Raw genomic sequence first — 24,730 nt, forward strand, 5'->3', positions numbered from 1 at the left:
AGCCATTTTAGCCGAACCGATGCGGAAAAGGTGGCGGCGGCAGGTTCGCCCTCCGGGCCCGCTCAATTCAGAATACGAAGAATTTGAAACAAACAATCGCCCGCATCACCGAACGCATTGACATCCCACAGTTATTCGCGTGGAATGGGGAAAATTAGCCGCTTATTCTCGTGGTCCTGATGAGGCTAGAAAATGTCCATCCAATTTCTGCTGTTCGTAATCGCGGTTCTTCTGGTCTCGATCTTCTGGGTATTGAGCAAAATGAACAGCCTTCTCAAGAAGACGCTCCTTGGCAACAAAGAACACAATGAGGTCGTAAAGGAGCGGGCGGGACCGTAGAAGGTCGGTTGCGCGAAAGCGCCTGTAAGAACGATTCGCTTTTCAAAAAGAGCCTCGCCAAATCTCCTCTTTCCGAGGAGTTAGCCGCCGGCCTTTAATTCCGTCAGCACCTGCTTGGCGATTTCTTTCAGGGTTTCGAAGACTCCCACGCCCTGGAAGGCAACCGCTTCAACGATAGTCTCATTTTTCTTGCGGAGTTCGGTGGCCAGCAAATCGACGGGAAGAATGTTTGGCAGGTCGCGCTTATTGAGTTGCAGCACGTAGGGAATCTTGTTGAAGTCGTAGCCATGCTCTTTCAGATTCGACATCAGGTTGTCGAGGGCTTCGACGTTGGCATCCTGGCGCTGCTCCTGGGAGTCGGCGACGAACACGATGCCATCCACGCCACGCAGAATCAGCTTGCGGCTGGCATCGTAAAACACCTGGCCGGGGACCGTGTAGAGATGAATGCGGGTCTTGAAACCGCGCACCGATCCGAGGTCAAGCGGAAGAAAATCGAAAAACAAAGTACGCTCGGTTTCGGTGGCCAGCGAGATCATCTTGCCCTTCTGCTGGTCCGCCGTTTTCTGATAGATCACCTGAAGGTTCGTGGTCTTGCCACCTAATCCGGCGCCATAGTACACGATCTTGCAATTGATCTCGCGGGCTGCGAAGTTGATGAAACTCAAGGCTTTCCTCAAATACGGGCACGCCCTTCGGGCAGCCGCGCACAACAATGTCCTAATGGAGGCTCGGGGTCTTTATATCACACGGCAGGGCCGCACGCAGGTTACTCAGGTGACCCCCCGCACTCAGGGACGAGCGAGATCGCCCCAATAGCGAAGAGAAATTGACCGATCAATGGGCCACCGGAATGGCGTAGTATCCATCCATCGCGCCCACTTTCAACCCCTTTTTGTCGACCAGTACTTCGATACTTCGGTATGCCGAGGCGGTGGTTACAGGCTTGGGGGTATAGCCCAAAGTGTATTGATTTCTCGCGTCGTTGGTCATCTGCGCGTAAGCGTCTTCGATACCATTTCGCGAGAGCCGGTCCAGATCGGTCTCGCCGCAAGTTGCGGCTACATATTTGGGAAGAATGTTGCTGTAGCCCTGCCCCGGCAGATGAAACTTGTTCAACTGGCGGTATCCCGGCAACGAACCGCTGTCGACGACGACCGCCCTGACCTGGATGTCTCGGGTCTCGAGCAGGCGTAGCACATCGCGATAGCTGGCTTTGCTGCCCAGCTCCCGGCCATCGCTGATGACGAAGATAACTTTTCTGCGCGTCCGCTCGCGCTTGCCCAAGTCCAGCGCTGCGCGCAGAATGGCGTCGTTCAGAACGTGCGCTTCCCGGGGCGGAGTATAAACCGGTTCGACGCCTCCGCTGCCCACCGGCGCTCCGTTGACAGTCGGTCCTTGAGGGCCGAGTGGGCCGCCCAGTATCGGCGGACCGTTATTGTGCCCGCGCACCGTTTTCATTTCATTCAGCGCAGTGCTGAGCTTTTCCGGCCTCTTGGAGAAATCGCTGACCTGACTAACCGTGCTGCTGTAGGTATAGAGGGCGACTTCGTCGTAAGGACTGAAGGCTCCCGCCAGCGCAGAGTACGTCTGGTCGATTTTTTGCAGGGCAACGTCTGCCATGCCGGTATCGATGACCAGTGCCACCGAAAGCTCGAAGGGATCGCTGGTGAAATAGGTTAGCGTCTGTGGCTTTCCGTTCTCCCGCACTGTGAAATCCTTGGGCAGCAGGCCATCCACGCGGCGTCCGTTCGAGTCCTTCACCATCACTGGAATCTGAACGAAGTTGACGTTCACCCTCAATTTGTATAAATCGTCTTTCGGGTTGATCTGGTTTCTGGGCAGGTTTCCGGGGTTCGGGGACGTATTCAACGGAGCAGGCGAAGTCGAAGGCGGCTCGGTTTTCTCCTCCATGGTTTGACCTGGGGTTTGACTTGGATTGTTGGGTTGCTGCGGAGCGTCGCCGGGGAACGGGATCGGTTCGTTCGTCCGTCCCGGCGCAGGTGGCACCGACGCCGGAAGAGTCTCCTTCGGCGGCGGCTGGACCGTCGATGGCGCGTCAGGAATGTCTTGACCTTGTTGGCCCGGACTTTGTTGCCCCGGATTCTGTTGGCCTTGAGGCGGCGAGTTGGCCGGCGGCTGAGACTGTGTCTGGGCTGCCGCAGACTCCGCGTGGAGCAACGCCTGTGACCCGGCAAGTAGCATGGCCAGAGCCATCAGCCCGCCACCTAGGGCGATTCGCCATGTTCTACTACCGTTTACCAGAGCCATCGCTCGCCTTGCCCCTCCAAAAAACACGCTCGCCAACGCCCATTCCGCGAAAAATCCATGTTTCTGCCTTTAAGATGCCCAGCCCATGCCATTTGGTGCATCTAAGGATTAGACTATCACTATCCCAGGGACGCGAGAGATTGGATGCCTAAGTTCTACATTTTCCTCCCCCGAGTCATGGTTGTGCTGGCCTTTTTCGCGGCAGCCTCGTTGGTGTTGGCGCAGCAGTCGGCTCCTCAGGCAGCTTCGCCGCAATCCTCCACGCCGCAGCCTTCGCCGACGCCGTCTTCTGGGCAATCAACCGGGCAGGGTCAACAACCGGCCTCCGGCTCTTCGCAGGGCAAGCCCGACCAAAAATCCGATGAATCGCAGGAGCCCACCGAAACCCTTAAAGTCAACGTTAATATCGTGCAGCTTTTCTTTAACGTCAAAGACAAGCACGGTGCACTCATGCCGAATTTGACCAAAGACGACTTTACGATTGCGGAAGACGGCACGCCGCAGACCGTGAAATATTTCACTGCCGAGACCAACCTGCCGCTCACGCTCGGTATCCTGATCGATTCCAGCGGCAGTCAGATTCGGGTTCTCGACATGGAGAAGGAAGTAGGCGGCGCTTTCCTGAAACAAATTCTCACCGACAAAGACGAGGCCTTCGTCATCGACTTCAACGTCGACTCCAGCCTGGTGCAGGACTTCACCCGCGATGTTCGGCGCCTTCAAAGCGCGATGAACAGCGTACGAATCAATTCCGGGGTAACCATGCCTACGCTTCCCGGCGCCGGCGGCGGTCCCGTACCTACGGCTTATTCCCCAGGCACCGTTCTTTATGACGCTGTGTATCTCTCTGCGCATGACATGCTGGCCAAGGAAACCGGGCGCAAGGCGATGATCCTGCTCACCGACGGCGAGGACGAGGGCAGCAAATTGAAGATTCGCGATGCCATCGAGGCGTCGCAGAAGGCGGACGCAATCGTTTACGTGCTGCTGTGCGCGGATCGAGGATTCTACGGCTCGCAGGGCGGTTTCTATTCCGGTGAAGGCGAAATGCGCAAACTTACCGAGGCGACCGGCGGTCGCGTAATCAACGTAGGCAACAAGTTCGACAAGCTGCGCGACGCTTTCGACCAGATTGCCGCCGAACTGCGCAGCCAGTACAACATCGGCTACACCCCAACCAACACCAAACTCGACGGCTCCTACCGCAAGTTAGAAATCAAGAATAAGCAGGGCTACAAGATCCAGGCCCGAGCCGGCTACTACGCCGGCCACAGCCAAGAATAGCGGTTTTCTGGTTTGTGTGGAGGTGGGCGCTCCTGCCCGCTGCTTTTCAAGTTGGTTTGGTGTTTCAATTTCCGAGTCGCGTAGAAGTATCCGCCCTACACCTGGTCCTACGTGCAAATTTCTTCACCTTGACACTATCCCCCTAACCCGCCAGACTCTAACGGCCCTCCCCCGGTCGCCCCTCCGGAGGTCTGTCTTGCCACAGAAGTCTTTGCGCCTCGTCTGCGCCGTGCTTTCCACTGTTCTTGTTTTCGCCGTCACTTCCGCATCCGCCCAGCAGATTCGCCACGGCCTCTATCGCGGCATGCCCGTGACCTACACGGTGAAGAATGGCAAGGCGATATTCCAAAGTGACATCGTGCTGGAAAAGGTCGATCCCATTGATCCGCAGCGTGCGCTTCCTTCTTTTGGAATCGACTATGCGCAGTATCTCTGGCCAAAAGTGGGGAGCCAGTATCAGATTCCCTACATCATTGACTCCGCGAGCGGCGACTTGACCAATCTGAACGCTGCCATCGCGCAATTCAACGGGACGTTTTCCAATATCCAGTTTGTCGCCCGCACCAGCCAGGCCGACTTCGTAGACTTTAATTTCGACCCCAACAATTTCAGTGGGGAGTGTGAAACCGTGGTCGGCCGCGCGGGCGGTGAGCAGCAAGTGGGCGGGTCCGGGGTCTGTACCTTGGCCACGATCCTGCACGAGATGGGACACACACTCGGCCTATGGCACGAGCAGTCGCGCCCCGACCGCAACGCTTATGTCTCGGTCAACTACGGAAACCTGATCAAGGGATCGATCGGAAACTTCAACCAGATCTACGACAACGCCCAGACCTTCGGCACATATTTCGACTACGCGTCGATCATGGAGTATCCGGCGTTCTCCTTCTCGCGGAACGGAGGTCCGGCGGTCGAATCGATTCCTGGCGGCATTCCACTCTCGAACCAAGCCGGCTATACGGCTGCCGATATCGATGGCATTGAGCGTCTTTACGGGAATGCACCAACTTCGGTGACCGTTACCAGCAATCCTGCCGGACTACAGGTGATCGTCGACGGCGTGACCGTAACCACGCCGCAGGTTTACAGTTGGCCGGCGAATTCGACGCATACGCTCGATATTCCGTCGGGCGTGCAAAGTCAGGCCGGAGAGATCGTCAACAGTACAACGCCCACGACGTTCTACTACACCTACGGGCGATGGAACGATGCGACTGCTTCAAGCCACAGCATCACCGTACTTCCCGGTAATGGGGAAGAAGCCACGCCAGCAACCTCCCCGGCAGTGACGACGTATACGGCAAACTTCATTCAACTCGTCCCGTATGCGGCGACCATCTACCCGATGGGCACGGGAACCGTGACGTCCTCGCCCGCACCGCTGAGTTATTCGGGATCGTCGCTGCTCTTCTATACCGCGCGGCAGCAGGTCATGCTGACTGCATCTCCGAACTCGGGGCACAATTTCTACGAATTCAACAACTCTCCTTTCTGGCTTCCCGGAGGTCTCGGAGCGAATCCGAAAACGTTCTACGTTCCCGACACAGGGCTAACGGTTAATACGACTGTCGAGTTTTCGCCCAACCCCGTCTACAGCGTAAATGTAAGCCCCAATCCCTTCAGCTCGAATCTCTATGTCTACGGAGACAGTGCCTTCTCCTACGCGCCGAAAAACTTTTCGGCTTTTTACGATTCTGGATGGACTGCGGGCAGCGTACACACGCTCAGCGTCGATGCGCTCGAATACCCTTACAGTTCGAACGGCCGGTATCGTTTTTCGAGTTGGAGTGACGGTACCACTACGACCGCGGACAGCGTGACCTTGCCGGCAACCAGCACGACCTATACGGCGACCCTCACGCCGGAGTTCTACGTAACGGACTACGCGAACGAGACCTGCGGCGGCGCGATCAACGTAAGTCCGATTTCGCCGACCGGAGACGGCTTCTATCCTTCCGGCGATGCGCTGACCTTTACTGAAACTCCGAACTCGGGCTGGCTGTTTACTGGCTGGCAATACGATCTGACCGGAACTTCCTCCGCGGAACCATTGACTGTGACCGACGAAGTGCTGGTCACCGCCGACTACAACACGACCGCCGCACCGCTTACGCTATCCAGTCTGAGCCCGGCGGCCACGGTTCCAGGCGGACCCAGTTTCACTCTCACGCTCAATGGAACCGGATTCAGTGCCGCCACTCTAGTCTCGGTCGCGGGGACTTATCCGGCCGTGAAGTTCATCAGCCCGACGCAGCTCAGTGTGACAGTAACGGCGGCGCAGATTGCAACGCCCGGCGCGTTCCAGGTTTACGTCGAAGACTTTCCCACGGGCGCGAGTTGCGCCGCTTTTGGATTCCTGCCGTTCACCGTCGCGAACGCTCCCATCGTCACGCCGTCTCCCGCCAGCCTTTCGTTCACTGCACAATCTGTCGGCACCACCAGCGCATCGAAGCTTGTTACGTTGAAGAATACAAGCCCTTCTTCGGTGACCGTAAACTCGATTGCGGCTACCGGCAACTTCGCGATCGCGAGCAAGACCTGTGGTTCGAGCCTGGCGGCGGGTGCGACCTGCAAAGTGAACGTCACCTTCACGCCTTCCGTCAGCGGAGCGATCACCGGATCGTTGGCGATCAGCGACAGTGCGCCGGATTCCCCGCAGACGGTTGCGCTCAGCGGCACAGGCAACCTGCCATTTACCATCAGCCCGGCCACGCTTGCGTTTGGTACCGTGGCAGTCGGCACAACTTCTGCCGCGAAAATCGTATCTCTGACCAACAATCAGACTTCGACTCTGAGCTTTTCCTTTGCGGCGAGCGGCGGCTACGCGATCAGCTCAAGCGGGACTACCTGCGGCTCGTCGCTGGCGTCGAAGGGGAAGTGCAACATCGCAGTTACCTTTGCGCCGAAGGCAGCCGGTTCGATCGACGGAGCAGTCACGATTACCGACGGCACGTCTTTCAGTCCGCAACTGGTAACCCTTACAGGAACGGGCTCGGGAGGCGGCACCGCACCCCTCACGTTCACCCCGGCCAACCTGACTTTCACCACGCAGGCTGTGGGTACGACGAGCGCGGGCAAAACTGTGACCGTGAAGAACGTGAGCGCCAGCGCGCTGACGCTCACCTCGATCGCATCCAGCGGCGAGTTCTCTGCCACCGGCACTGGGACGGTTCCGTGCGCTGCCACCCTCATCCTGAATGCGAACAAGAGTTGCACCATGAGCGTTACTTTCTCTCCAGCCTTCGGAGCGAACGGTAGCCTGAGTGGCGCGGTGGTCATGAGCGATACCGCTCCGATTGGTCAGCAGATTTTCGACGTGAAAGGCACTGCCGCTTTGCCATTATCGTTCGCGCCTGCGTCGCTCACGTTCGCAGCGCAAACCGTAGGCACAACCAGCGCGGCGCAGACTGTGACAATCACCAACAATCTGTCCACATCGTTGAGCCCAACGATTACCGGCAGTGGCGATTACGCCGCCGTTCCCGGCGGCTCGACGCCCTGCACCGCGACTTTGGTGGCGAAGGCCAAGTGCACATTCACGGTGACGTTCACGCCCAGCGCAGTCGGAACTCGCGCCAGCGCGGTCACGCTTACAGATTCCACGAACCCGAACGTACAAACCATCAGCGTGAGCGGAAGCGGCCAATAGCAGATGTCGGTTCGCGAAAATCGGACTTCGCAGCATGGCCCAGGGGCCTGATACACTCCCTCTCTGGAGGGTTCCCATGCCCCGCTTCTCACGGCGTTCGTTCCTGCACTTATCGGCGGCTGCGTCTGCGGCGGCTGCGTTTCGAGGGATGACCGAGCCCATGCTGGCCGCGGCGTCTCGGCGCCGGCCGCACACGGCGGATGCCGTGCTGATCGATTCGAATGAGAATCCGCTCGGCCCCTGCCAGGCAGCGCGCGACGCCATTGCCGCCATCGTCCCGTTGGGCGGGCGCTATTCCGACAACCTCACCGACGATCTGGTCAGTATTTTCGCCCAGATCGAGGGACTCAAGCCTGAGTTTATTTACGCCACAGCGGGCTCGACGCCTCCGTTGTGCCTGAGCGTGCTGGCCTATACGTCCGCCCAGAAAAGTTACGTCACAGCAGACCCTTGTTTTGAGACCGGCATGATGATGTCGTCGATCTCTGGAGCACGCGTAGTCAAAATTCCGCTAACGAAAACTTACGCGCACGACGTCAAGGCCATGCTGGCCGCCGGTCCCGATGCCGGAGTTTTCTATATTTGTAATCCCAACAATCCCACCGGCACGCTGACCCCGCACTCCGACATTGAATATCTCGTAGCCAACAAGCCGAAGGACTCGATCGTTCTCATCGACGAAGCCTACATCCATCTAACCGAAGCGCCGTCCTCGCTCGATCTGGTCAAGGCCGGCAAAGATGTGATTGTGTTGCGCACTTTCTCGAAAGCTTACGGAATGGCGGGTCTGCGCTGCGGATTCGTGGTTGCGCGTCCCGACCTGCTTGAGAAAGTAATCGCTCGCGGAGGACAGAACTTCATGCCTGTGACGGCGATCGTTGGCGCAACTGCCAGCCTGAAGGACTCAACGCTGGTTGCGAATCGCCGCCGCATCAATGCCACCATTCGGCAGCAAACGCTTCAGTGGCTCGATCGTAACGGCTATTCATATATTCCTTCTGAATCGAATTGTTTTCTGCTCGATACCAAGCGCCCCGGCAAAGAAGTGCGCGACGCAATGGCGAAAGAAAACGTGCTGATCGGCCGCACTTGGCCAATCATGCCAACATGTGTGCGTATCACGGTCGGCACGCAATCGGAAATGGAACGCTTCCAGGCGGCATTCCAAAAAGTAATGAAGAGCTAGGTTTTTTATGTGGAGCGGACACTCCTGTCCGCTGCTTTTGATGTTGATGTCTGAATGAGGCAACTGAAGTGAACGACTTACTCGCCCCTGATCACTGACCAGATAACCTCGCTACTCCGGCGCTTCCGTCCACAGAACCCTGCGCCCTTCGCGGCTGCTCTTGTGCGCCAGCAAAAGCGCGCGCATCGTGCGCAGAGCCTGGTCGGGCGTTACATCCGGCGCAGTCTTCTTCTCGATCGCGTCTCGCACATCGGCATAGAAGCCGCGATAGTCGCCGCGTTCCGTCTTCACTTTGCGGGTTTCCCCGTTCGCCAGGCTGAGCGTGCCCCAACGGTCTTCAGTTTCCACACCCCAGTTTTCTCCCCAATCCTTTCCATCGGGGCAATTCGGGCTGCGCAGAATTTCTTCTTGCGGGTCCATTCCGGACTTGATGAACGATCCTTTTGTGCCATGAATCAGCAAATGCGGCCCGGGAGCGAACGCAATAATGCGAGCGCGCAACGTCGCTCGCAGATGCGGATATTCCATGTGCACATCAAAGGCGTCATCCACCTGCGAAGTCTGCCGCTGGCAGAATGCCGAAGCCCAAATCGTCTCCGGCGTGCCAAACAATACCAGCGCCTGATCGATCAGATGCGGCCCCAGATCCCAGAGCACGCCGGCCGCGGGGTGGTCCGGTTTCTCACGCCACGCGCCCGGTTTGGATTCGAGACGAAACCGGTCGAAGCGCGCCTCGTATTCTGCCACCGCGCCTAGGGCGCCCGATTTCACAATCTGTTTCACCGTATGAAACTCGCCATCCCACCGGCGATCCTGATAGACCGTTACGATCCGCCCGCGTTCCGCGGCAAGGCGCACTAGGGCTTCGGCTTCTGCCATGGTCGGCGTAAAAGGTTTGTCGACGACAACGTCGCGTCCGGCTTCGAGGCAGGCCTTGGTATACGAGAAATGCGAATCGTTCGGGGTGGCCACTACGATCAGGCCGATAGTTTTATCGGAAAGCATCTCGTCGAGCGTCCGCGCGACTCGCACTTCCGGATACTTCGCCTTCGCGTTGTTCCCATGCCGCTCGAGAATGCAGGCCAATTCCATGCCCTTCACGCCGCGAATGACGGGCGCGTGAAACGCTTGTCCTGCCAGACCGAATCCGATCAAGCCCACTCGTACCATGTTTATTTTTTCTCCCGGCGAGCAGATTGTTTGCGATCCTTCAAACGCCGCACAAATTTCAATCCCGACCAGATCTCGGTCACAGCGCAGACTTTCACGTCGACCAATCCTGTCGCCAAGCCAATCTCGCGCACCATATTCTCGTCCAGATCGGTGGCCACGCCCGAACTTTTCTTGGGCCAGCCGACCCACAGCATTCCGGCGGGCGCCAGTTGCTGCGCGATTCGCTTAAATTCCTTGGTCAGCGGCGCTCTCGATTTCGTGAAGATCATTGCAAAGTCGAGAGGGGTCTTGTTGTCGCCCACAGTTTCGCAGCCGCCAAGTTCAGCGCTCAACTCTTCGCAAACTTCGACCGGTGCATCGAAAAGGCACACGCGGAATCCAGCCTTGATCCCCAGCTTTTTCGGAAGTGGCGCCCCTGAATATCCAGGCATGAGCTTGCGGTTCTCAAAAAGGCGCGCCCCGGAAGCCGGAAGCCGAGAACGGGAAGCCTATTGTGTCGGCGAGTACCATCCCCGCCGGGAGCGCACATGGAAATTCTTTCGATCGTTGGGAACGATTTCGATAGTGCGATAGTGCCCGTCGGCTCTGAGGTCCGCCGGTTTATAGGAAACGGCGTACTGGCTGCGGAGTTCCTCTTGAATTTCGGCGAACGCGTTGGCCACATCGCGAATCTGGAACGGGAAGAATGGCCGCCCGCCGGTAGCGTCGGCAATGCGCTCCAACACCTTGTCGCCCGCCCCTTTGGTCCCGCTCACGTTCGTGCTGATGGTATAGACGACGGCCTCGGCTCGCTGCGCCATTTCGATGGCCTCCTCGCGAGTAACGTGGCTCTGGTTGTCATCGCCGTCACTAAGCAAAATGATGGCGCGCCGCACCGTCTCCGACTTCGGCGCTTTCAGCAATTTGTCACGGCAGGCAAAATAGAGCGCATCGTAGAGCGCCGTGCCCCCGCCGGGGCGCAGTTCGTGCACTCCATGCGCGAGCAATTCAGTGTTGTCGGTGAAGTCCTGCGTAACCTCCGGCGTAACGTCAAAACCGACCACAAAGGCGTGATCCTTGTAGGAGTGAATCGTCTGGTTCAGAAATTCGATGGCGGATTCCTGTTCGAACTTGAAGCGGTCGCGCACGGAGTTGCTGGCATCGATCAACAGGCCGACCTGAAGCGGCAGGTTCGTCTCAGCGTGAAAGCTGCGAATTTCCTGCGGCGGCTTGTTGTCGTCCATCACGCGGAAGTCGTTCTCCTTCATGTCGGTGATGCGCTTCCCGTGCTTGTCGGTCACCGTGAATACCACGTTGACTTCGTTTGTCGTCGTGCGGATCGTCGGGAGGGAATCGTCCGCCGGAGTTTGCGGGTTCCCGGCTGTCGTGCTTGCCGCCGGAGGGCTCGAAGACTGTGCCTGCTGCGCCGGCGCAGAAGCCGCGGTTGAAGCAGGCGAAACCGCGCTCGCCGACTGCGTTGTCGCGCTGCCCGCCAGAAATAGCAGAGCCAGTCCCGAACCAGCAACTAATTTCATCCCCAAAGTTTTCACCTGATTTGAGTATTATATCTGGCCGCCCGATATCTTAACCCGCAAAACTCCCACCCATCGCTCATCGCCTGTTCGGCGAAACGCTGGGAGTAGTGTGTTTTTCAAGGGTCCCCAGGACGGCCTGCAACTCCGGCGGCAGTTGGCTCTGGAGTTCGATCGTTTCGCCTGTCCGCGGATGCGCCAATTCCAGCTGCGCTGCATGCAGGAAATTTCGCGTCAGCGAAATCGAAACCGCTTCTCCCTTACCGCGCCCGCCGCCTGCGCGCATCTCGCGCGGCGCCCCATAGAGCGCATCGCCCATGACCGCGTGCCCTAGCGATGCCATGTGAACGCGAATCTGATGGGTGCGGCCCGTGTCGATCTTCACTTCGACCAGCGCGAACTTGCCGAATATCGTGTCCAGCCGGCGGACTACGTTGTAGTGAGAGACCGCATCGCGACCGCCCGTGCCGCGGGTGGTCATGCGTGTGCGTCGCACGCGGTCACGGCTGATGCTGGCCGAAATGGTTCCGCGATCTTTTTTGGGCCAGCCATGTACGAGCGCAAGATAAGTCTTCTTCACTTCGCGGCGGGCAAACTGCGCTGCCAACTTGCGATGCGCCTCATCGTTCTTCGCCACCACGATAAGTCCACTGGTCTCTTTGTCCAGACGGTGCACAATGCCCGGCCGCATCTCGCCGCCCACGGTTGACAGGCTCGCGAAATGATGCAGCAGCGCGTTCACCAGCGTGCCCCGATTTCGCTGGTCGTCCGTAGCACCCGCGCCGGCATGAACCATCATTCCGGCGGGCTTGTTGATGATCGCGAGGTCGGCATCTTCATATACGATGTCGAGTGGTATCTCCTCGGCGATCGCGCGCAACGGAGGCCGCTCGGCTTGGCCGAGTACACTTACGCGTTCGCCGCCACGCAGCTTCAAGGAAGGCTTCGCCGCAGTGTCGTTCACCAGCACTTTTCCGTTTGCAATCAATTCCTGCACCCGGGCGCGGCTCACCGACTCGCCAAGTCGCGTGGTAAGGAACTGGTCCAGGCGCTGCCCCGCGTCTTCCAGAGCGACCGATATGTGAATGGGAAATGCTTTGGGCATCCGCTGCGAAAGATACTACACACAATTTCTGTAAAATGGTGCGGCCTGAGGTTTAGCTGATTGTCTTCCAGTTCCCACGTTCGCGAAAACAATGAACGCCAAAGCACGGATCGCGAAACCAACGTTCGCGAAGCCAACGTTCCCGTAAACGGTGAAACCGCATCTGTTTCCGCACCAAGCAATCCAGCGACTGATCTCACCCGTCCTTTCACGCGGGACCTGCGCGACCATCCGTCCTATCGCCCCGATATCGACGGCCTTCGCGCCCTGGCCATTATTCCCGTCGTGATGTTTCACGCCTTCCCAGCCATACTCCCCGGCGGATTTGTCGGCGTGGATATTTTTTTCGTCATCTCCGGCTTTCTGATCTCCAGCATCATTTTCAAAGGCTTCCAGCGCGGCAGTTTCAGCTTTGCGGCGTTTTATTCCAACCGCATCAAGCGCATCTTTCCCGCTCTCCTGGTCGTTCTGGGCGCGAGTGCTGTCTTCGGCTGGTTTTTTCTCTTCCCAGGCGAGTACGCGCAGTTGGGCAAACATATTTTTGGCGGAGCCGGCTACATCGAAAACTTTATCCTTCGGCGGGAAGCTGGATATTTCGATACCAAGTCTTTCCTGAAACCGCTGATGCACCTCTGGTCTTTGGGGATTGAAGAGCAGTTTTATTTGACCTACCCGTTCTTGCTGTGGGCCGCGTGGCGCTTGCGATTGAACGTGCTCGCCGTGCTGACGCCTCTCGTCTTGATTTCTTTTTCCCTGAATGTCTGGGAAGTCCACCGCGACGCCGCGTCCAGTTTCTTCCTGCCGCAGACGCGCTTTTGGGAGTTGTGGATCGGTGGTGTGCTGGCCTACTTCGACATGTTCCGGCCGCAGCTTCGGCGTCGTTTGGCTGCCAGTCGGTTACTGCCGAATATTCTGTCCGCGACTGGCACCGCACTGATCGCACTGGCTCTGCTGCTGGTGCATGCCTATGAGTTTCCAGGATGGTGGGCGCTGCTTCCCGTGGGCGGCGCGTCACTGCTGATCGTGGCGGGGCCTTCCGCCTCGATCAATCGCATCTTTCTGTCCAACCGGGTCGCGGTCTTCGTCGGACTCATCAGCTATCCCTTGTACTTGTGGCATTGGCCAATTCTGTCATTTGCCCGCATGATTCGTGGAGAGGAATTGTCTTGGGCCTCCAGGATCGCGGCCGTGGTTCTCAGCATGGGATTGGCGTGGGCGACGTGGCGCTTCGTAGAATCTCCCATTCGCTTCGGCCGCAAAACCTGGATGAAGAGCGCAGCGCTGGTTCTGGCCTCAGGGATGATATTGTGCGCGGGGTACACCATCCACAGTGAGGACGGCTTTGGCGGCAGGTTCAAGAATCTTCCCGTTGATTTTGGTTGGGCACAACCCGATACAGCTACTACGCCCGGCTGTTTACGTACGGTCGGGATCGCCAAGCTGGGCTATTGCCGCATCTCGGCCGCGACGCCTCCGGAGATTCTTCTCATCGGCGATTCGCATGCGGGCGCTCTTTATCGCGGCGTCGCCGCCGCCTATGCGCAGCGTTCGCAAGTCGTGATGAATCTCGGTGAGCCGGGATGCGTGCCGTTTTACGACACCGAGAGCTATGCGCTCGGGGCGCGTGCCGAACGGGATTGCAGGCCGATCGTAAATCGGATGCTTGACTTTGCCATTTCCACCCCCAAGGTTCGCACCGTAATCATTTCAGCGCACTGGCCGATATACATTACGGGCCGACTGTTTGGCGACGATCCCGGCCTGCCTGAATCGCTTTCATGGGATGGCGCTGCCAAGGATTCCAGCCAGACCGAGGTGTTTGCAGCCGCCTTGCAAAACACCATCTCACGCCTCTCTGCGTCCGGAAAACAAATAGTGCTATTTCTCGATTGGCCCGAGTTGGGCTTCGACCCGAGATCATGCCTCCCGCGCCCAGTCTCCCTGTTTTCGCGCGTTCGCCCGCTCTGCGGTGTACAGCGCGCTCGGGTCGATGCACGCGCTCGTGCCTACCGAGCGGTGATTTTTGATATACAGAAAGAATTCAGCCGATTGCGAGTGTTCGATCCGCTCCCCTCCTTGTGCGATGGCACGGCTTGTTATGCGATGCGCGACGGGCATCTTCTTTACCGGGACGATAATCATCTCTCGGCCGCAGGGTCTGAATATCTCGCCGAAAAGTTCGTGGTTGACAGCCTGGGAGGTCTTGCGGACGGCCCGCGTCCTGCGGATTCAAATACGCGCTAACGAGTGGCGCTCGCTACCTGGGCAGGCACCTGCTTCGAACCAGGCCGCAACCACCAAATCAATCCTCCCGCAAGCACCAAGCCAATTGCGATTAACTGGGTACCCGTCATGGCTCCGCCAAAAACCGAGCCGCGGCCGGGGTCGTCGCGCAGATACTCGAGAAAGAATCTGGCCACGCCGTAGATAAACATGAATGCCCCAAAGACTTGACCGTCGAAGCTTCTGCGTTTCAGCAGCCACATCAGAAACAGGAAGTTAGCGAACTGCACTGCGGACTCGAACAACTGGGTAGGTTCAAGAGGCACACCCAGAGGCGTCCCGGTGATCGAGTTCGCCAACGGATTATGAAAAGTCACGCCCCACCAGTGGTGGGTTTCTTTTCCGTAGCAGCATCCCGCGGCAAAGCAGCCAATGCGGCCGATCGCATGGCCCAGCGCGAGACCCGGGGCGAAACAATCGCAGGTGCCAAGCGCCGGCATGTTATGCTTGCGCACATACCAAGCCGCGGCCGCGAATGCAGCCAGCAGCCCTCCGGAAAAAACTCCCCCCGCCTGCAGGGTATTGATGCTGAAAATTTCGCTTACGTGCGCGGAGTAGTAGCTCCACTCGTTGATGACGTAGAGTACTTTCGCTCCCACAATCCCGCAGAGCACGACAAGAATCCCCAGGTTCCAGGCTTTGTCGCCGTCGATCCCCATGCGCTCGGAGTTGCGCACGCTGATCCATAGACCAATCAGGACGCCCAGCGATACCAGGAATCCGTACGTCGGGAGGAAAAATTTCCCCAGGTGAAATAGTTGTGGGAACACAGTTTGTTAGATGCGTGAAGCCTAGGATTAGCTACGCCATCAAGTTTAGCAGGTTGGGAAACTGAAGGGCGAGGCGTAAGAACAAACTTCAAGATCAAAACCTGGAGGGACGAGTGCGTCCGTCCCCACACACGCTCAACCAGAAAAAATCAAGCCGACCCACTAAGCCGTGTGACGGGCCGAGAATGAACCCGTCGGTAGACGTTGGGAACCCGCCGAGACCCTTTAGGCATCTCCGCATGGCGGAGCGCTGCGCACCGGATCCTAGTTCGAGTCGAGCCCCCGTTCATTCAGCATTGGTTCAAAAATCGGTTACCGCCATCACCAACCCGGCAGGCCAGCTTTCAATCTGGATGCTAGGCAAAAGCTGGGCACTTGGCAAGTGGAAGATCGCAAAAAGTTGGCAGATCGCTTGCAACGAAAGTAATGTCTTATTCACAAATTCACAAACGGGCTTGCTCCGATCCTGGGAGAAGTAGGCGGTTTTCGGGGAACTCTAGCAATACCAAGGTTAGGCAAAATGGCGGGAAAATGCTGGCGATTTGCTGCCCCCGGATCACGGAAGGACTTGATTCTGATGGCCAAGTGTGAGTTCATACTCCAGAACAAAATAATGGGCCCCCAGAGCGTAGCCGCAGGTTGGTCGCCGGCACGCCGGAGAAGTTGTAGCGATGTCGAAATTGCGCGCGTCCGCATTTGCGGCGGCGGCTTTTCTCATGCTCACGCATGTGGCCGTGCTGTTGTTGCGCTACGGCACCTCCACGGCGTCAGTCTGGGGAGACTGGATCGACACCGCCGCGCCGCTGACCGCGGCCGTGGTGTGCTGGCTGGCTTCGCGGGAGTCCGGACCCTTTGGCAAACGCGTCTGGCGCCTGGTCGCTCTTTCTTTGCTGCTTGACACGATCGGGGCAGCTCTCTACACCGATTATTACGATTATGTTCATGCTCCGCTAGGCACGCTGTGGCCGAGCGCCGTTCTTGTGTTTTTCTGGATTGTCCCGGCCACGATGACCCTTTTCCTGAGTCCACGAGACCCGGGCAGGGGATTCGGGTGGTTGAGATTCTGCGATTTTATTCAGGTTTGCACACTCGTCCTGGCGGTTGAACTGTCGCAGATCTATGTCCCCTCGCGCTGGCAGGCCGCTGGGCAGGCCATGGAGGTCCGGAAGTTGCATGCGGGGATTCTTTTCTTTGGCCTGATCACGCTGAGTTTCCTGGTTCGAGGACTGCTGAGTCTCCGTCGCACCGAGAAAGCGTTTTTCCTGCGCATGGGTCTGTTACTGGGCGTTCACGCCATCGTACTTAATGCAACGCTCGCCTGGCTCGCCTCCGGCCACTACCGGCAGGGGGAATGGCCCGATCTCACATGGACGTTCAGCTACTGCCTGATGATCGTGATTGCAGGAAGTTGGAGCGGCCGCGAGCAGCCGTTAGGGCCAGAGTCGCATTCTCATCGATTGCAACTGCTCGCCCAATTCTCTCCTCTGTTGATTCCGGCGATCGTGTTCCCACTCGTCATTAGCATCGCTCAGGAGCAATTCTACTGGTCCCTCGTGCTCGCGCTGGTTTCGTTTGCCGCCGCGGGCGGTAGATTGTTTGTCGTTCAGAAACAGTTGCTGATCAGTTCGTCCGAACTGGAAAGAAATCTCACCCTGCTGCAAGGAATTACCGAGGGCACGACAGATGCGATCTTTGTCAAAGATCTGCAAGGCCGTTATCTCATGATGAATTCGGCAGGCTTGGGTTTTTTGGGCCGGAGCATCGCGGATGTTTTAGGAAAGGACGACGCTGAGTTGTTTGTTCCGGAAATTGGCCGCGCGATTATGGAGCGCGATCGTCTCGTCGTGCAGTCCGGCGTGACCCAGACGTACGAGGAGTCGGGGACTGCGGCAGGCGTGACCCGTACCTTCCTCTCGACTAAAGGCCCCTATCGCGACGCTAACGGCAAGGTCATCGGACTGCTCGGCATTTGCCGCGACATCAGTGATCGCAAGCGCGCCGAAGAGGACATCCGCCAATCGCAGCAGAAACTCTCGATTCACTTCGAGCACACTCCGCTGGCGGTGGTGGAATGGGATCTTCAATTTCGTGTGACTGCCTGGAATCCCTCCGCCGAGCGCATCTTCGGATATTCCCGCGAGGAGGCCCTGGGGCAGCACGCCAGTTTTATTGTTCCTCCCAATTTCCGGCGGCATGTAGACGAAGTCTGGCAGGGAGTGTTGAATCAGAATGGAGGAACTCGAAGCGCCAACGACAATGTGACCAAAGATGGCCGCACGATTTCCTGCGAATGGTACAACACTCCGCTGGTGGACGAGTCCGGTCGAGTGCTGGGCGCGGCTTCACTGGCGCAGGATGTTACCGAGCGGGTAGCGCTCGAAGAAAGACTGCGCCAGTCGCAGAAAATGGAGGCCGTTGGGCGTCTGGCGGGCGGCGTGGCTCATGACTTCAATAATCTGCTCACCGTAATTCTCGGCTACTCGCAAATCGTGGCCGAAGGGGTTCCCTCCGGCAGCCGCCTGGCCGACAGCACAGCGCAGATCAAGTCGGCGGCCGAGCGAGCCAGCGGCATCACCCGCCAATTGCTGGCTTTCAGCCGCAAACAAGTGCTTTCCCCGCGCGTCATCAACCTGAACGACATCATGCTGAACCTTGACTCGCTGCTGCGCCGCCTGATCGGAGAAGACATCGAGGTCCTGACCGTGCCCTCGAATGGTCTGGGTTCGGTGAAGGCCGATCCCGGTCAGATCGAGCAGGTCATCATGAATCTGGCCTTGAATTCCCGCGATGCCATGCCGCGCGGCGGCAAGCTCACCCTGGAAACCGCCAATGTGCAACTCGATGAATCTTACACAGATCGCCATCAACCCGCGGAGCCCGGGCGCTACGTGATGCTGGCCGTGAGCGATACCGGCCATGGCATGACTCCGGAAACACAGGCGCGCATTTTCGAACCTTTCTATACCACGAAAGAAGTCGGCAAAGGCACCGGCCTCGGACTTTCGATGGTGTACGGAATTGTGAAGCAGAGCGGAGGCTACATCTGGGTTTATAGCGAGCCCGAACGCGGCACGACTTTCAAGATTTATCTGCCTCGCGTCGACCAGCCCGCCGAGTCGTCCGGCGCCGATAACCGCCCCAAAAGCGTGCAACGCGGCACGGAAACCGTTCTGCTAGTCGAAGACGATCCCCAGCTTCGCCAGCTCAGTTCTTCCGTGTTAGCGCATTGCGGCTACAAGATGCTCGTCGCGGGAAGCCCCGAGGAGGGGCTTGCCATCTGCAAAGAGAATCATCGCGACATCCGCTTGCTAATTACAGATGTGGTCATGCCGCGCATCAACGGCCGCCAGTTGGCCGAGCAGATCGCTCACGTTGCGCCCAACGTCAGGGTGCTGTACATCTCGGGCTATACCAGCAATGCGATTGTTCATTACGGCGTGCTCGACCCCGGGCTGTGGTTCCTGCCCAAACCGTTCACTTTGTCGGCGCTGGTGGCGAAAGTGCGCGAGGTTCTGGATGCCAGCGCCGACACGCGTCAAGAACAGCGCGTCGAGTAGAGTGGCGGCGCTGATTACTGCGCTGACTCCTGAGCCCAGTACGAGCCTCGCGCCAGCACTGTGCCATCCCCTCCATTTCGTAGCCGCACTCGAAGCTGATGCAGTCCGGGACGCGGGCTCTTGGGCGCGAAGCTCAATAGATACCGGCTGTGCAGATGATTGGTAAAGTCGTTCATCCGCACATCGAATTTCTTTTTGGTGGCGAAGAGTTCATATTCGCCGCCCGTCATCATGGCCACGGTGCTCGGGACGTTTTTTCTCATGGCTTGCACCATCCGGTAGCCGAGATCGATGAAGTCGATGCCATTGTGCATCTCATTCATATCGGTGCCAGGTTTGTTGTTGCCGCGGCCGGTGTCGAGGATATTCGAGAGAGCGGGCGAAAAAGCCAGCGCATACATCACGCAATTGCTGTGCCCAATGGCCGCCACCGTATCCTCGATTTTCACATGGCTGCCGTGGTCACGGGTCTCGCTGATCAGCAGCAGCACGCGCAGCCGGCCCTCCGGCTCCTTCTTGAGCAGATTTACCGAGTAATCGACCGCATCGAGAATCGCCGCTCCGCCGTCGCCGGGCTGAAGATTTCTGAGATCGTCCTCCACCAGGCTTGCATCTCTCGTGAAGTTTCGCGTGAGGTCCACCTTGCTGTCGAACTCCAGCACGGCCACTCGCGCCGTTCCCAGCGCAAATAGCGGGTCGAGCATTGATTCCAGTCCTTGCATGCGGGGGAACTCGGCATAGGCCCGCCGTCCGCGCTGAATGGCTACGACCAGCGAGATCGGCTGGCCCTCCGGGGCTTCGTCAAGACGTACCTGCTGCTCGACGCCATTATCTTCCATAAGGAAATCTTTGGCCTGCAAGCCGTAGACAATGCCACCTTCCTGGTCTTTGACCAGCGCCGGAATCAGCACCAGATTCGATTGCGAGCGGATCGTTGTGTCTTGAGAAGGAGCGCCGCTGGGCAGTGCGCACAGGGCGAGAATTGCGCTGAATAGGAGGCCGCGCCGCAGATTCTCTTGTCGCAGGCGAGGCAGTCGCAGACTAGCCTGCCTTGCGGTCTTCAGCCAGCACTTCATCCAGCGCATCTGCTAATAGATGCGCCCGCTTCTGATAATCGGTTGTCCCGGCGTCCTGCTTTTTCTTCAACAAATGGTATTCATCAGCGATATTCAGCGCCGCCAGCACTGCCAGCCGCACGGTATCGATGGTATTGGTCGCCTCGGCCACCGCGCGCATCTTGGCGTCCACATAGGCCGCCAGCTTCAGAATGTAGTCCGGATCGGTCCCGCGCAGGTTGTAGGCCTGGTCGAAAATCTCCACGCGCACGCTGGCATTCTGCGCATCTTTCACCATCTGATCTTTGGTTGCGGTAGCCATCTCATTCCTCATGTGCGACAGCCGCCTTCGACAAGCTCAGGGCAGGCTCTCGACCCTCCGGCGGAAGCGAAGCTTAACCCTGTTTCGCTAGCTGGCCTCAGCGATCGACTCGATTTGCTCCAGCATTTTCTCGACCCGCCCGCGAATTTCCTCGCGCTCCTTCTTTAACTGCACGGTTTCGCGCCGCAGTCGGACGAGCTCCTCTTCCCGGTCTTCCATCTGTTGCCGCATCCGCTGCGCATCGCGCTCGGCTAGAGTTTGTGCCTGCCGCGCCGCTTTGTACATTTCTATGGTGCGATAAATCTTCTCTTCGAGCGCCTGAAAATCGTCCGCCGGAACCTGCTCCGCCACCTGTTCAACCGAACTCAAAGCCATGATTGCACTTCCCTGCCAAGATTCTGAAACTTCTTCGCAGTATACTCCACATCTTTGTGGACGAGGAACCTCTCTCGGCGTGCGGGTGTTTGCATTTCTAGCTTCTGGCTTGTGATGGCATCCTGAGAGTGGTCGAAGGATTCGGCCGAGCGCAGCGGCAGCCCCCCATAAACCGGAAGACCCGCAATCTCACCGACTGCGTCCCTGCGAAGGGTCCCTGGAAGTAGCCGAGTTGGCATCGATGTGCAATCCTTGCCCAGCGGTAATTCCAGGCGGATAACAGTTCCCATCCCGGTTGTAATTCGTGCACCGCCCGGCCACATCCTTGCGCCGCGGGGACTGCGCAAACTGCCACACTTCCGCGAAATCCACTCCGCTCTGCGCCGGGCTCGGCGGACTCGACGGAAAGGCACATCCCGGCGCCGGCGGACACGCATCATTAATCGCCCAATACGCGATCTCGCGCTTTCCTGCGCTCTGCCGAATATCTTCCGCGGTCACGACATTCCCATCATCTCCAGCGGGAATGCCCGAACAATAAACCCCAGCCCGAAACCCCGCCGCCGCAACGCCATCGACCCAGGCAAAAATGTAAGCCTTCTGCTCCGGCAGCATGCGCCCGCCCTGCTCCTGGTCGAGAAAAATAATGGTCGCCGCCGGAAAGCCTTCGCGCCGCGCCGCCACCACCGCAGCCCGAGCATCTGATCGCCCGAGTCGAGTGGCGTTGGCCACAGTTTTCAACTGCGCGTAAAGCCGCCCGTTGAACAGCACCAGAAATCCAAATTCCGCCGACTCCAGGGCCGCCCGGTGCCCCTCCCACGAATTCGATGAAGCTCCCGGAGGATTGTTCAGCCAATATCCGCTATAGGAAAAAGTCTGCCGCAGAGTCTTGAGGTTGGCGTCGCCCGGATAGTCGTTGCGATCGAAACCGAGATAGGTCTGAGTTTGAGCCTGCGCCGGCACCCCCAGTATTGTCAAAATTAATGCCGCAGGAAAGAAGAGAAGGAGGCTCGGCACTAACGCGCCCCCTTATAAAAGTATTCGCCCAAGCCGATGGTGAACATCCAGCATCCATAGAGCGCGTGCTCGAATGACGAAGTGAACAGTGATCCCGTCTGCGCATACCGCCACGCAAACAAGAGTCCGCCAACAAAAGTGAGGCCCACCGCAATGGGATTGCGAAAAATAATATGCACGAATGAGAACGCGATCGCACTCAGCATAATCAGAATCGCCGGATCGGCAAACAGCCCGCGATAGCGCTCAAAGAAAAATGCCCGGTAGACAATTCCCTGCGGGTAGACCGAGAGCACGGGATATAGAACCATCACCAGCGCCCAGAACACGGGCGCGCGCCGCACGAAATTGAACAGTAATCCCGGGGCCAGAAAATATACCGCTGCGCCGACCAGCAACGCAGCTCCGGCAAATATGGCGAAGATTTGCGCGGCCGACGCCGGCAGCACTCCTGGGTTCCACAGCATCCGGCGATCGAATCCCTTATCGCCCCACAACCGGTACAGGCAGTACGCCGCCAGCACCCACAGCGCGGGAATCGGCGGAATCGGAATCAGCCGAAAACGAAAAATCAGCGGCAGGCCCACAAACAGCGCGATCATTTCCGCGATCAGCCAGAAATGCGGTAAAGCGTGCGCCGCTCCGGGCATTCCGTTCGCCGTCCTATCCCCCAATGTGCACCATCGTCCGCGAGGCCGGCACAAAACCCGGCTCGCCAATATGGTGCCGCTCTTCTTTTTGCGCCACCACTCCGCAGATAAATTCCTCCAACTCTTCGTCCGATGCCCCGCGGCGCATCTGCGCGTGGAGATCGTGGTCCCATACCGAAAACAGGCAGGTGCGAATCTTGCCATCGCTGGTGATGCGGATGCGGCTGCAATGTCCGCAGAACGGATGTGACACCGGGGCGATGATTCCAATCTCGCCGATACCGTCTTCAAAGCGATAGCGCCGCGCCGTCTCCGAATGCGCATGCGGAATCTCCACTAGCGGCCGATACTCGGCCATGCGCGCCAGAATTTCGTCGAGCGTTACCACTGTCGAAGGCGACCATGTGCGACCCTCTTCCAGCGGCATGAACTCGATGAACCGGACCGTGACGCCCTCTTCGCGCGCGAACATCCCGAATGGGATGATCTGGTCTTCATTGAATCCGCGCATCAGCACGCAATTCACCTTAAGGGGCCACAGCCCCGCCCGGCGCGCCGCCCGAATCCCCGCCAGGACGTGATCGTATCCATTCGCCACCCGCGTGATGCGCGCAAAACGATCGGGATCGACCGCATCCATCGACACCGTGACTCGCGTCAGCCCCGCATCCTTCAACGGCTGCGCCATCTCCGCCAGCATGTGCCCATTGGTGGTCAGCGCAATATCGAGCGACTCAGCATCGAGAGGGAGGTTGGGTGCAACTGGTGCTTTCGGCGTATGCACGGACGGGAAGGGCACGGCTTGAGCCGTGCCGTTAGAGCCGTTATCGGAATCGGGCTTTAGCCCCTGGAACCCCAACCGCGCCAACTCGCGCACAAACTCGACCACGCCCCTGCGCAACAACGGCTCTCCGCCGGTCAACCTAACCTTGCGGATCCCCATCCCCACCAGCACCCGCGCCATCCGCAAATAATCCTCAAACGGCAGGTCGCCATACAGCGCGCCTTCATTCCCCGTGCGGCAGTACACACACTTGTAGTTACACCGATCGGTAATGGAAATCCGAAGGTCGGTAATCGCGCGCCCGAATTTGTCGCGAAGAAGCAAGATAGTCGTTGGTCGTTGGTCGTTGGCCGTCGGTTGCGGTCGTTGGCCGATCGACACGCGACGACATTCCTACTTCGATTATAGTTGGATTGAGGAATGACGGAGAGCAATGGCGGATAAAGTATCCGGCCCGCGGTGGGCGTTTTGGCCGCACGACCGACGACCGACGACGTTTTGGCTAACGGCTAACGACCAACGACCAACGACTGCCTTATTTCAGTTCCCTCTCAATCGCCGCCTCAGCCAGCGGCGCCATAATCTTGAACCCCGCCGCGTTGGGATGCAGTCCGTCATCGGCGAGATCCTTCTTCATCAATCCTTTGTCGTCAACCATGGCGCTGAAATAGTCCAGGTAAACGCAGCCATTTGCGGGAATCACGCAGTAAGCCCGCAGCCAGTTATTCAGCAGAAGAATTTTCTCCACCGAGCGTTGCGCAAAAAAATCCTTCGACTCCTCCGTATAGTTGTGCACCGGCAGCACCGACGAATAAATCACTTTGATATTGTTCACCCGCGCCAGTTCCGCGAGCGAAGCGTAGTCCGCTTCAATGTCTTCGATCCGCATCGGGCCGGTGTTCCCGGCAATGTCGTTGGTCCCAGCCAGAATAACTACAACCTTCGGGTCCAGATGAATCACATCCTGCCGAAAGCGCACCAGCATCTGCGGTGTGGTCTGCCCGCCAATGCCGCGATTGACGTACGGCTTGCCGGGAAAATATTCGCCGAGATGCCATATATCGGTGATCGAATCGCCAAAAAACACGACGCGATCCTCGCCACGCTTCGGCGCCGTGAGCGCGGCGTTAGCAGCTCGGTAGCGTTCCAGTTGGCCGAAGTCGTCGGTGAAAACAGCGATCCGCCTCAAACGGTACTGGTCGAGCCCGCCAAAGCCGGTGCTTGGAATCGAAAGCGGAGCTGGGGAAGTCGCCGGCGCGGCGGGCGCCGGTGCGCCAGACTGCTGCGCAAAAGAAACAACAACAAAAGTTATGACAGCCAAAAATTGCGTGAAGATGCAGACTGGTCTTAGGTGCATGTTTGCCTCGGACACAGCATAGCCCAGCCTACGCCTTCGACA

20 protein-coding genes are annotated in these 24,730 nt (G+C 58.3%); 6 read left to right on the plus strand and 14 right to left on the minus strand.

The features are described from left to right. Positions 1-192 precede the first annotated feature (192 nt). Positions 193-339 (plus strand): hypothetical protein, encoded by a 147-nt coding sequence (locus tag VGM18_00885; GenBank protein ID HEY3971524.1) that lies wholly within the window; start codon positions 193-195, stop codon positions 337-339. Positions 340-419: 80 nt separating this feature from the next. Here VGM18_00885 and VGM18_00890 read toward each other — a convergent pair whose 3' ends face one another. Further along, entirely contained in the window at positions 420-1,007 is a 588-nt protein-coding gene (locus VGM18_00890) for an ADP-ribosylation factor-like protein (GenBank protein HEY3971525.1), read from the minus strand. A gap of 169 nt (positions 1,008-1,176) precedes the next feature. Beyond that, positions 1,177-2,556, minus strand: coding sequence for a VWA domain-containing protein (locus tag VGM18_00895; protein ID HEY3971526.1), 1,380 nt, complete (start codon positions 2,554-2,556; stop codon positions 1,177-1,179). Positions 2,557-2,754: 198 nt separating this feature from the next. Between VGM18_00895 and VGM18_00900 the strand changes: the two genes are divergently transcribed. From VGM18_00900 to VGM18_00910, 3 genes are all read left to right on the plus strand, one after another. Further along, positions 2,755-3,894, plus strand: a complete 1,140-nt coding sequence (locus VGM18_00900; protein HEY3971527.1) for a VWA domain-containing protein — start codon at positions 2,755-2,757, stop codon at positions 3,892-3,894. A 196-nt stretch (positions 3,895-4,090) separates the two neighbouring features. Continuing rightward, positions 4,091-7,543, plus strand: a complete 3,453-nt coding sequence (locus VGM18_00905; GenBank protein HEY3971528.1) for a choice-of-anchor D domain-containing protein — start codon at positions 4,091-4,093, stop codon at positions 7,541-7,543. A 76-nt stretch (positions 7,544-7,619) separates the two neighbouring features. Next, positions 7,620-8,729: a pyridoxal phosphate-dependent aminotransferase gene (locus tag VGM18_00910; protein HEY3971529.1), complete on the plus strand. Its 1,110-nt coding sequence runs from the start codon at positions 7,620-7,622 to the stop codon at positions 8,727-8,729. Between the two features lie 111 nt (positions 8,730-8,840). Here the strand turns inward: VGM18_00910 and VGM18_00915 are convergent, their stop codons facing one another. From VGM18_00915 to VGM18_00930, 4 genes are all read right to left on the minus strand, one after another. After that, positions 8,841-9,899, minus strand: a complete 1,059-nt coding sequence (locus tag VGM18_00915) for a Gfo/Idh/MocA family oxidoreductase (GenBank protein ID HEY3971530.1) — start codon at positions 9,897-9,899, stop codon at positions 8,841-8,843. A gap of 2 nt (positions 9,900-9,901) precedes the next feature. Then, positions 9,902-10,333 (minus strand): DUF3052 domain-containing protein, encoded by a 432-nt coding sequence (locus VGM18_00920; GenBank protein ID HEY3971531.1) that lies wholly within the window; start codon positions 10,331-10,333, stop codon positions 9,902-9,904. 57 nt (positions 10,334-10,390) lie between these two features. Next, positions 10,391-11,416: a VWA domain-containing protein gene (locus VGM18_00925; protein HEY3971532.1), complete on the minus strand. Its 1,026-nt coding sequence runs from the start codon at positions 11,414-11,416 to the stop codon at positions 10,391-10,393. Positions 11,417-11,492: 76 nt separating this feature from the next. Further along, positions 11,493-12,518, minus strand: coding sequence for an RluA family pseudouridine synthase (locus VGM18_00930; protein HEY3971533.1), 1,026 nt, complete (start codon positions 12,516-12,518; stop codon positions 11,493-11,495). Between the two features lie 60 nt (positions 12,519-12,578). On the opposite strand from VGM18_00930, the gene VGM18_00935 reads away from it, so the two are divergent. Beyond that, positions 12,579-14,762: an acyltransferase family protein gene (locus tag VGM18_00935; GenBank protein ID HEY3971534.1), complete on the plus strand. Its 2,184-nt coding sequence runs from the start codon at positions 12,579-12,581 to the stop codon at positions 14,760-14,762. On the opposite strand, the gene lgt is transcribed toward VGM18_00935, so the two are convergent. Beyond that, positions 14,759-15,571: a prolipoprotein diacylglyceryl transferase gene (gene lgt, locus VGM18_00940; GenBank protein HEY3971535.1), complete on the minus strand. Its 813-nt coding sequence runs from the start codon at positions 15,569-15,571 to the stop codon at positions 14,759-14,761. The genes VGM18_00935 and lgt overlap by 4 nt on opposite strands. 671 nt (positions 15,572-16,242) lie before the next feature. Between lgt and VGM18_00945 the strand changes: the two genes are divergently transcribed. Then, the gene (locus VGM18_00945) at positions 16,243-19,128 is read left to right on the plus strand and encodes a PAS domain S-box protein (GenBank protein HEY3971536.1); all 2,886 of its coding nucleotides are present in this window, start codon (positions 16,243-16,245) and stop codon (positions 19,126-19,128) included. A 14-nt stretch (positions 19,129-19,142) separates the two neighbouring features. Here the strand turns inward: VGM18_00945 and VGM18_00950 are convergent, their stop codons facing one another. From VGM18_00950 to VGM18_00980, 7 genes are all read right to left on the minus strand, one after another. Continuing rightward, a complete protein-coding gene (locus tag VGM18_00950) occupies positions 19,143-20,204 on the minus strand; it encodes a VWA domain-containing protein (protein HEY3971537.1) in 1,062 nt (353 codons plus the stop codon). Next, positions 20,170-20,505, minus strand: coding sequence for a cell division protein ZapA (locus VGM18_00955; GenBank protein HEY3971538.1), 336 nt, complete (start codon positions 20,503-20,505; stop codon positions 20,170-20,172). The genes VGM18_00950 and VGM18_00955 overlap by 35 nt, the downstream gene beginning before the upstream one ends. Before the next feature lie 87 nt (positions 20,506-20,592). Beyond that, the gene (locus tag VGM18_00960; GenBank protein ID HEY3971539.1) at positions 20,593-20,880 is read right to left on the minus strand and encodes a hypothetical protein; all 288 of its coding nucleotides are present in this window, start codon (positions 20,878-20,880) and stop codon (positions 20,593-20,595) included. 189 nt (positions 20,881-21,069) lie between these two features. Beyond that, positions 21,070-21,858 carry a glycoside hydrolase domain-containing protein gene (locus tag VGM18_00965; GenBank protein HEY3971540.1) on the minus strand — a complete coding sequence of 263 codons (789 nt, stop codon included), beginning with the start codon at positions 21,856-21,858 and terminating at the stop codon, positions 21,070-21,072. 38 nt (positions 21,859-21,896) lie between these two features. Next, positions 21,897-22,547, minus strand: coding sequence for a CPBP family intramembrane glutamic endopeptidase (locus VGM18_00970; protein ID HEY3971541.1), 651 nt, complete (start codon positions 22,545-22,547; stop codon positions 21,897-21,899). Between the two features lie 13 nt (positions 22,548-22,560). Further along, complete coding sequence (gene moaA / locus VGM18_00975) at positions 22,561-23,655, minus strand: GTP 3',8-cyclase MoaA (protein ID HEY3971542.1); 1,095 nt, start codon at positions 23,653-23,655, stop codon at positions 22,561-22,563. Positions 23,656-23,866: 211 nt separating this feature from the next. Then, complete coding sequence (locus VGM18_00980) at positions 23,867-24,688, minus strand: SGNH/GDSL hydrolase family protein (GenBank protein ID HEY3971543.1); 822 nt, start codon at positions 24,686-24,688, stop codon at positions 23,867-23,869. Positions 24,689-24,730 lie beyond the last annotated feature (42 nt).

The organism is Candidatus Sulfotelmatobacter sp. (assembly GCA_036500765.1).
GTDB lineage: Bacteria > Acidobacteriota > Terriglobia > Terriglobales > Acidobacteriaceae > Sulfotelmatobacter.

What these genes read in the sequence shown, in the direction of transcription:
- VGM18_00885 (HEY3971524.1), top strand. Translation starts at nt 193, where the DNA reads ATGTCCATCCAATTTCTGCTGTTCGTAATCGCGGTTCTTCTGGTCTCG.
- VGM18_00895 (HEY3971526.1), bottom strand. Translation starts at nt 2,556, where the DNA reads ATGGCTCTGGCCATGCTACTTGCCGGGTCACAGGCGTTGCTCCACGCG.
- VGM18_00900 (HEY3971527.1), top strand. Translation starts at nt 2,755, where the DNA reads ATGCCTAAGTTCTACATTTTCCTCCCCCGAGTCATGGTTGTGCTGGCC.
- VGM18_00910 (HEY3971529.1), top strand. Translation starts at nt 7,620, where the DNA reads ATGCCCCGCTTCTCACGGCGTTCGTTCCTGCACTTATCGGCGGCTGCG.
- VGM18_00915 (HEY3971530.1), bottom strand. Translation starts at nt 9,899, where the DNA reads ATGGTACGAGTGGGCTTGATCGGATTCGGTCTGGCAGGACAAGCGTTT.
- VGM18_00920 (HEY3971531.1), bottom strand. Translation starts at nt 10,333, where the DNA reads ATGCCTGGATATTCAGGGGCGCCACTTCCGAAAAAGCTGGGGATCAAG.
- VGM18_00925 (HEY3971532.1), bottom strand. Translation starts at nt 11,416, where the DNA reads ATGAAATTAGTTGCTGGTTCGGGACTGGCTCTGCTATTTCTGGCGGGC.
- VGM18_00930 (HEY3971533.1), bottom strand. Translation starts at nt 12,518, where the DNA reads ATGCCCAAAGCATTTCCCATTCACATATCGGTCGCTCTGGAAGACGCG.
- VGM18_00945 (HEY3971536.1), top strand. Translation starts at nt 16,243, where the DNA reads ATGTCGAAATTGCGCGCGTCCGCATTTGCGGCGGCGGCTTTTCTCATG.
- VGM18_00950 (HEY3971537.1), bottom strand. Translation starts at nt 20,204, where the DNA reads ATGAAGTGCTGGCTGAAGACCGCAAGGCAGGCTAGTCTGCGACTGCCT.
- VGM18_00955 (HEY3971538.1), bottom strand. Translation starts at nt 20,505, where the DNA reads ATGGCTACCGCAACCAAAGATCAGATGGTGAAAGATGCGCAGAATGCC.
- VGM18_00960 (HEY3971539.1), bottom strand. Translation starts at nt 20,880, where the DNA reads ATGGCTTTGAGTTCGGTTGAACAGGTGGCGGAGCAGGTTCCGGCGGAC.
- VGM18_00970 (HEY3971541.1), bottom strand. Translation starts at nt 22,547, where the DNA reads ATGCCCGGAGCGGCGCACGCTTTACCGCATTTCTGGCTGATCGCGGAA.
- VGM18_00980 (HEY3971543.1), bottom strand. Translation starts at nt 24,688, where the DNA reads ATGCACCTAAGACCAGTCTGCATCTTCACGCAATTTTTGGCTGTCATA.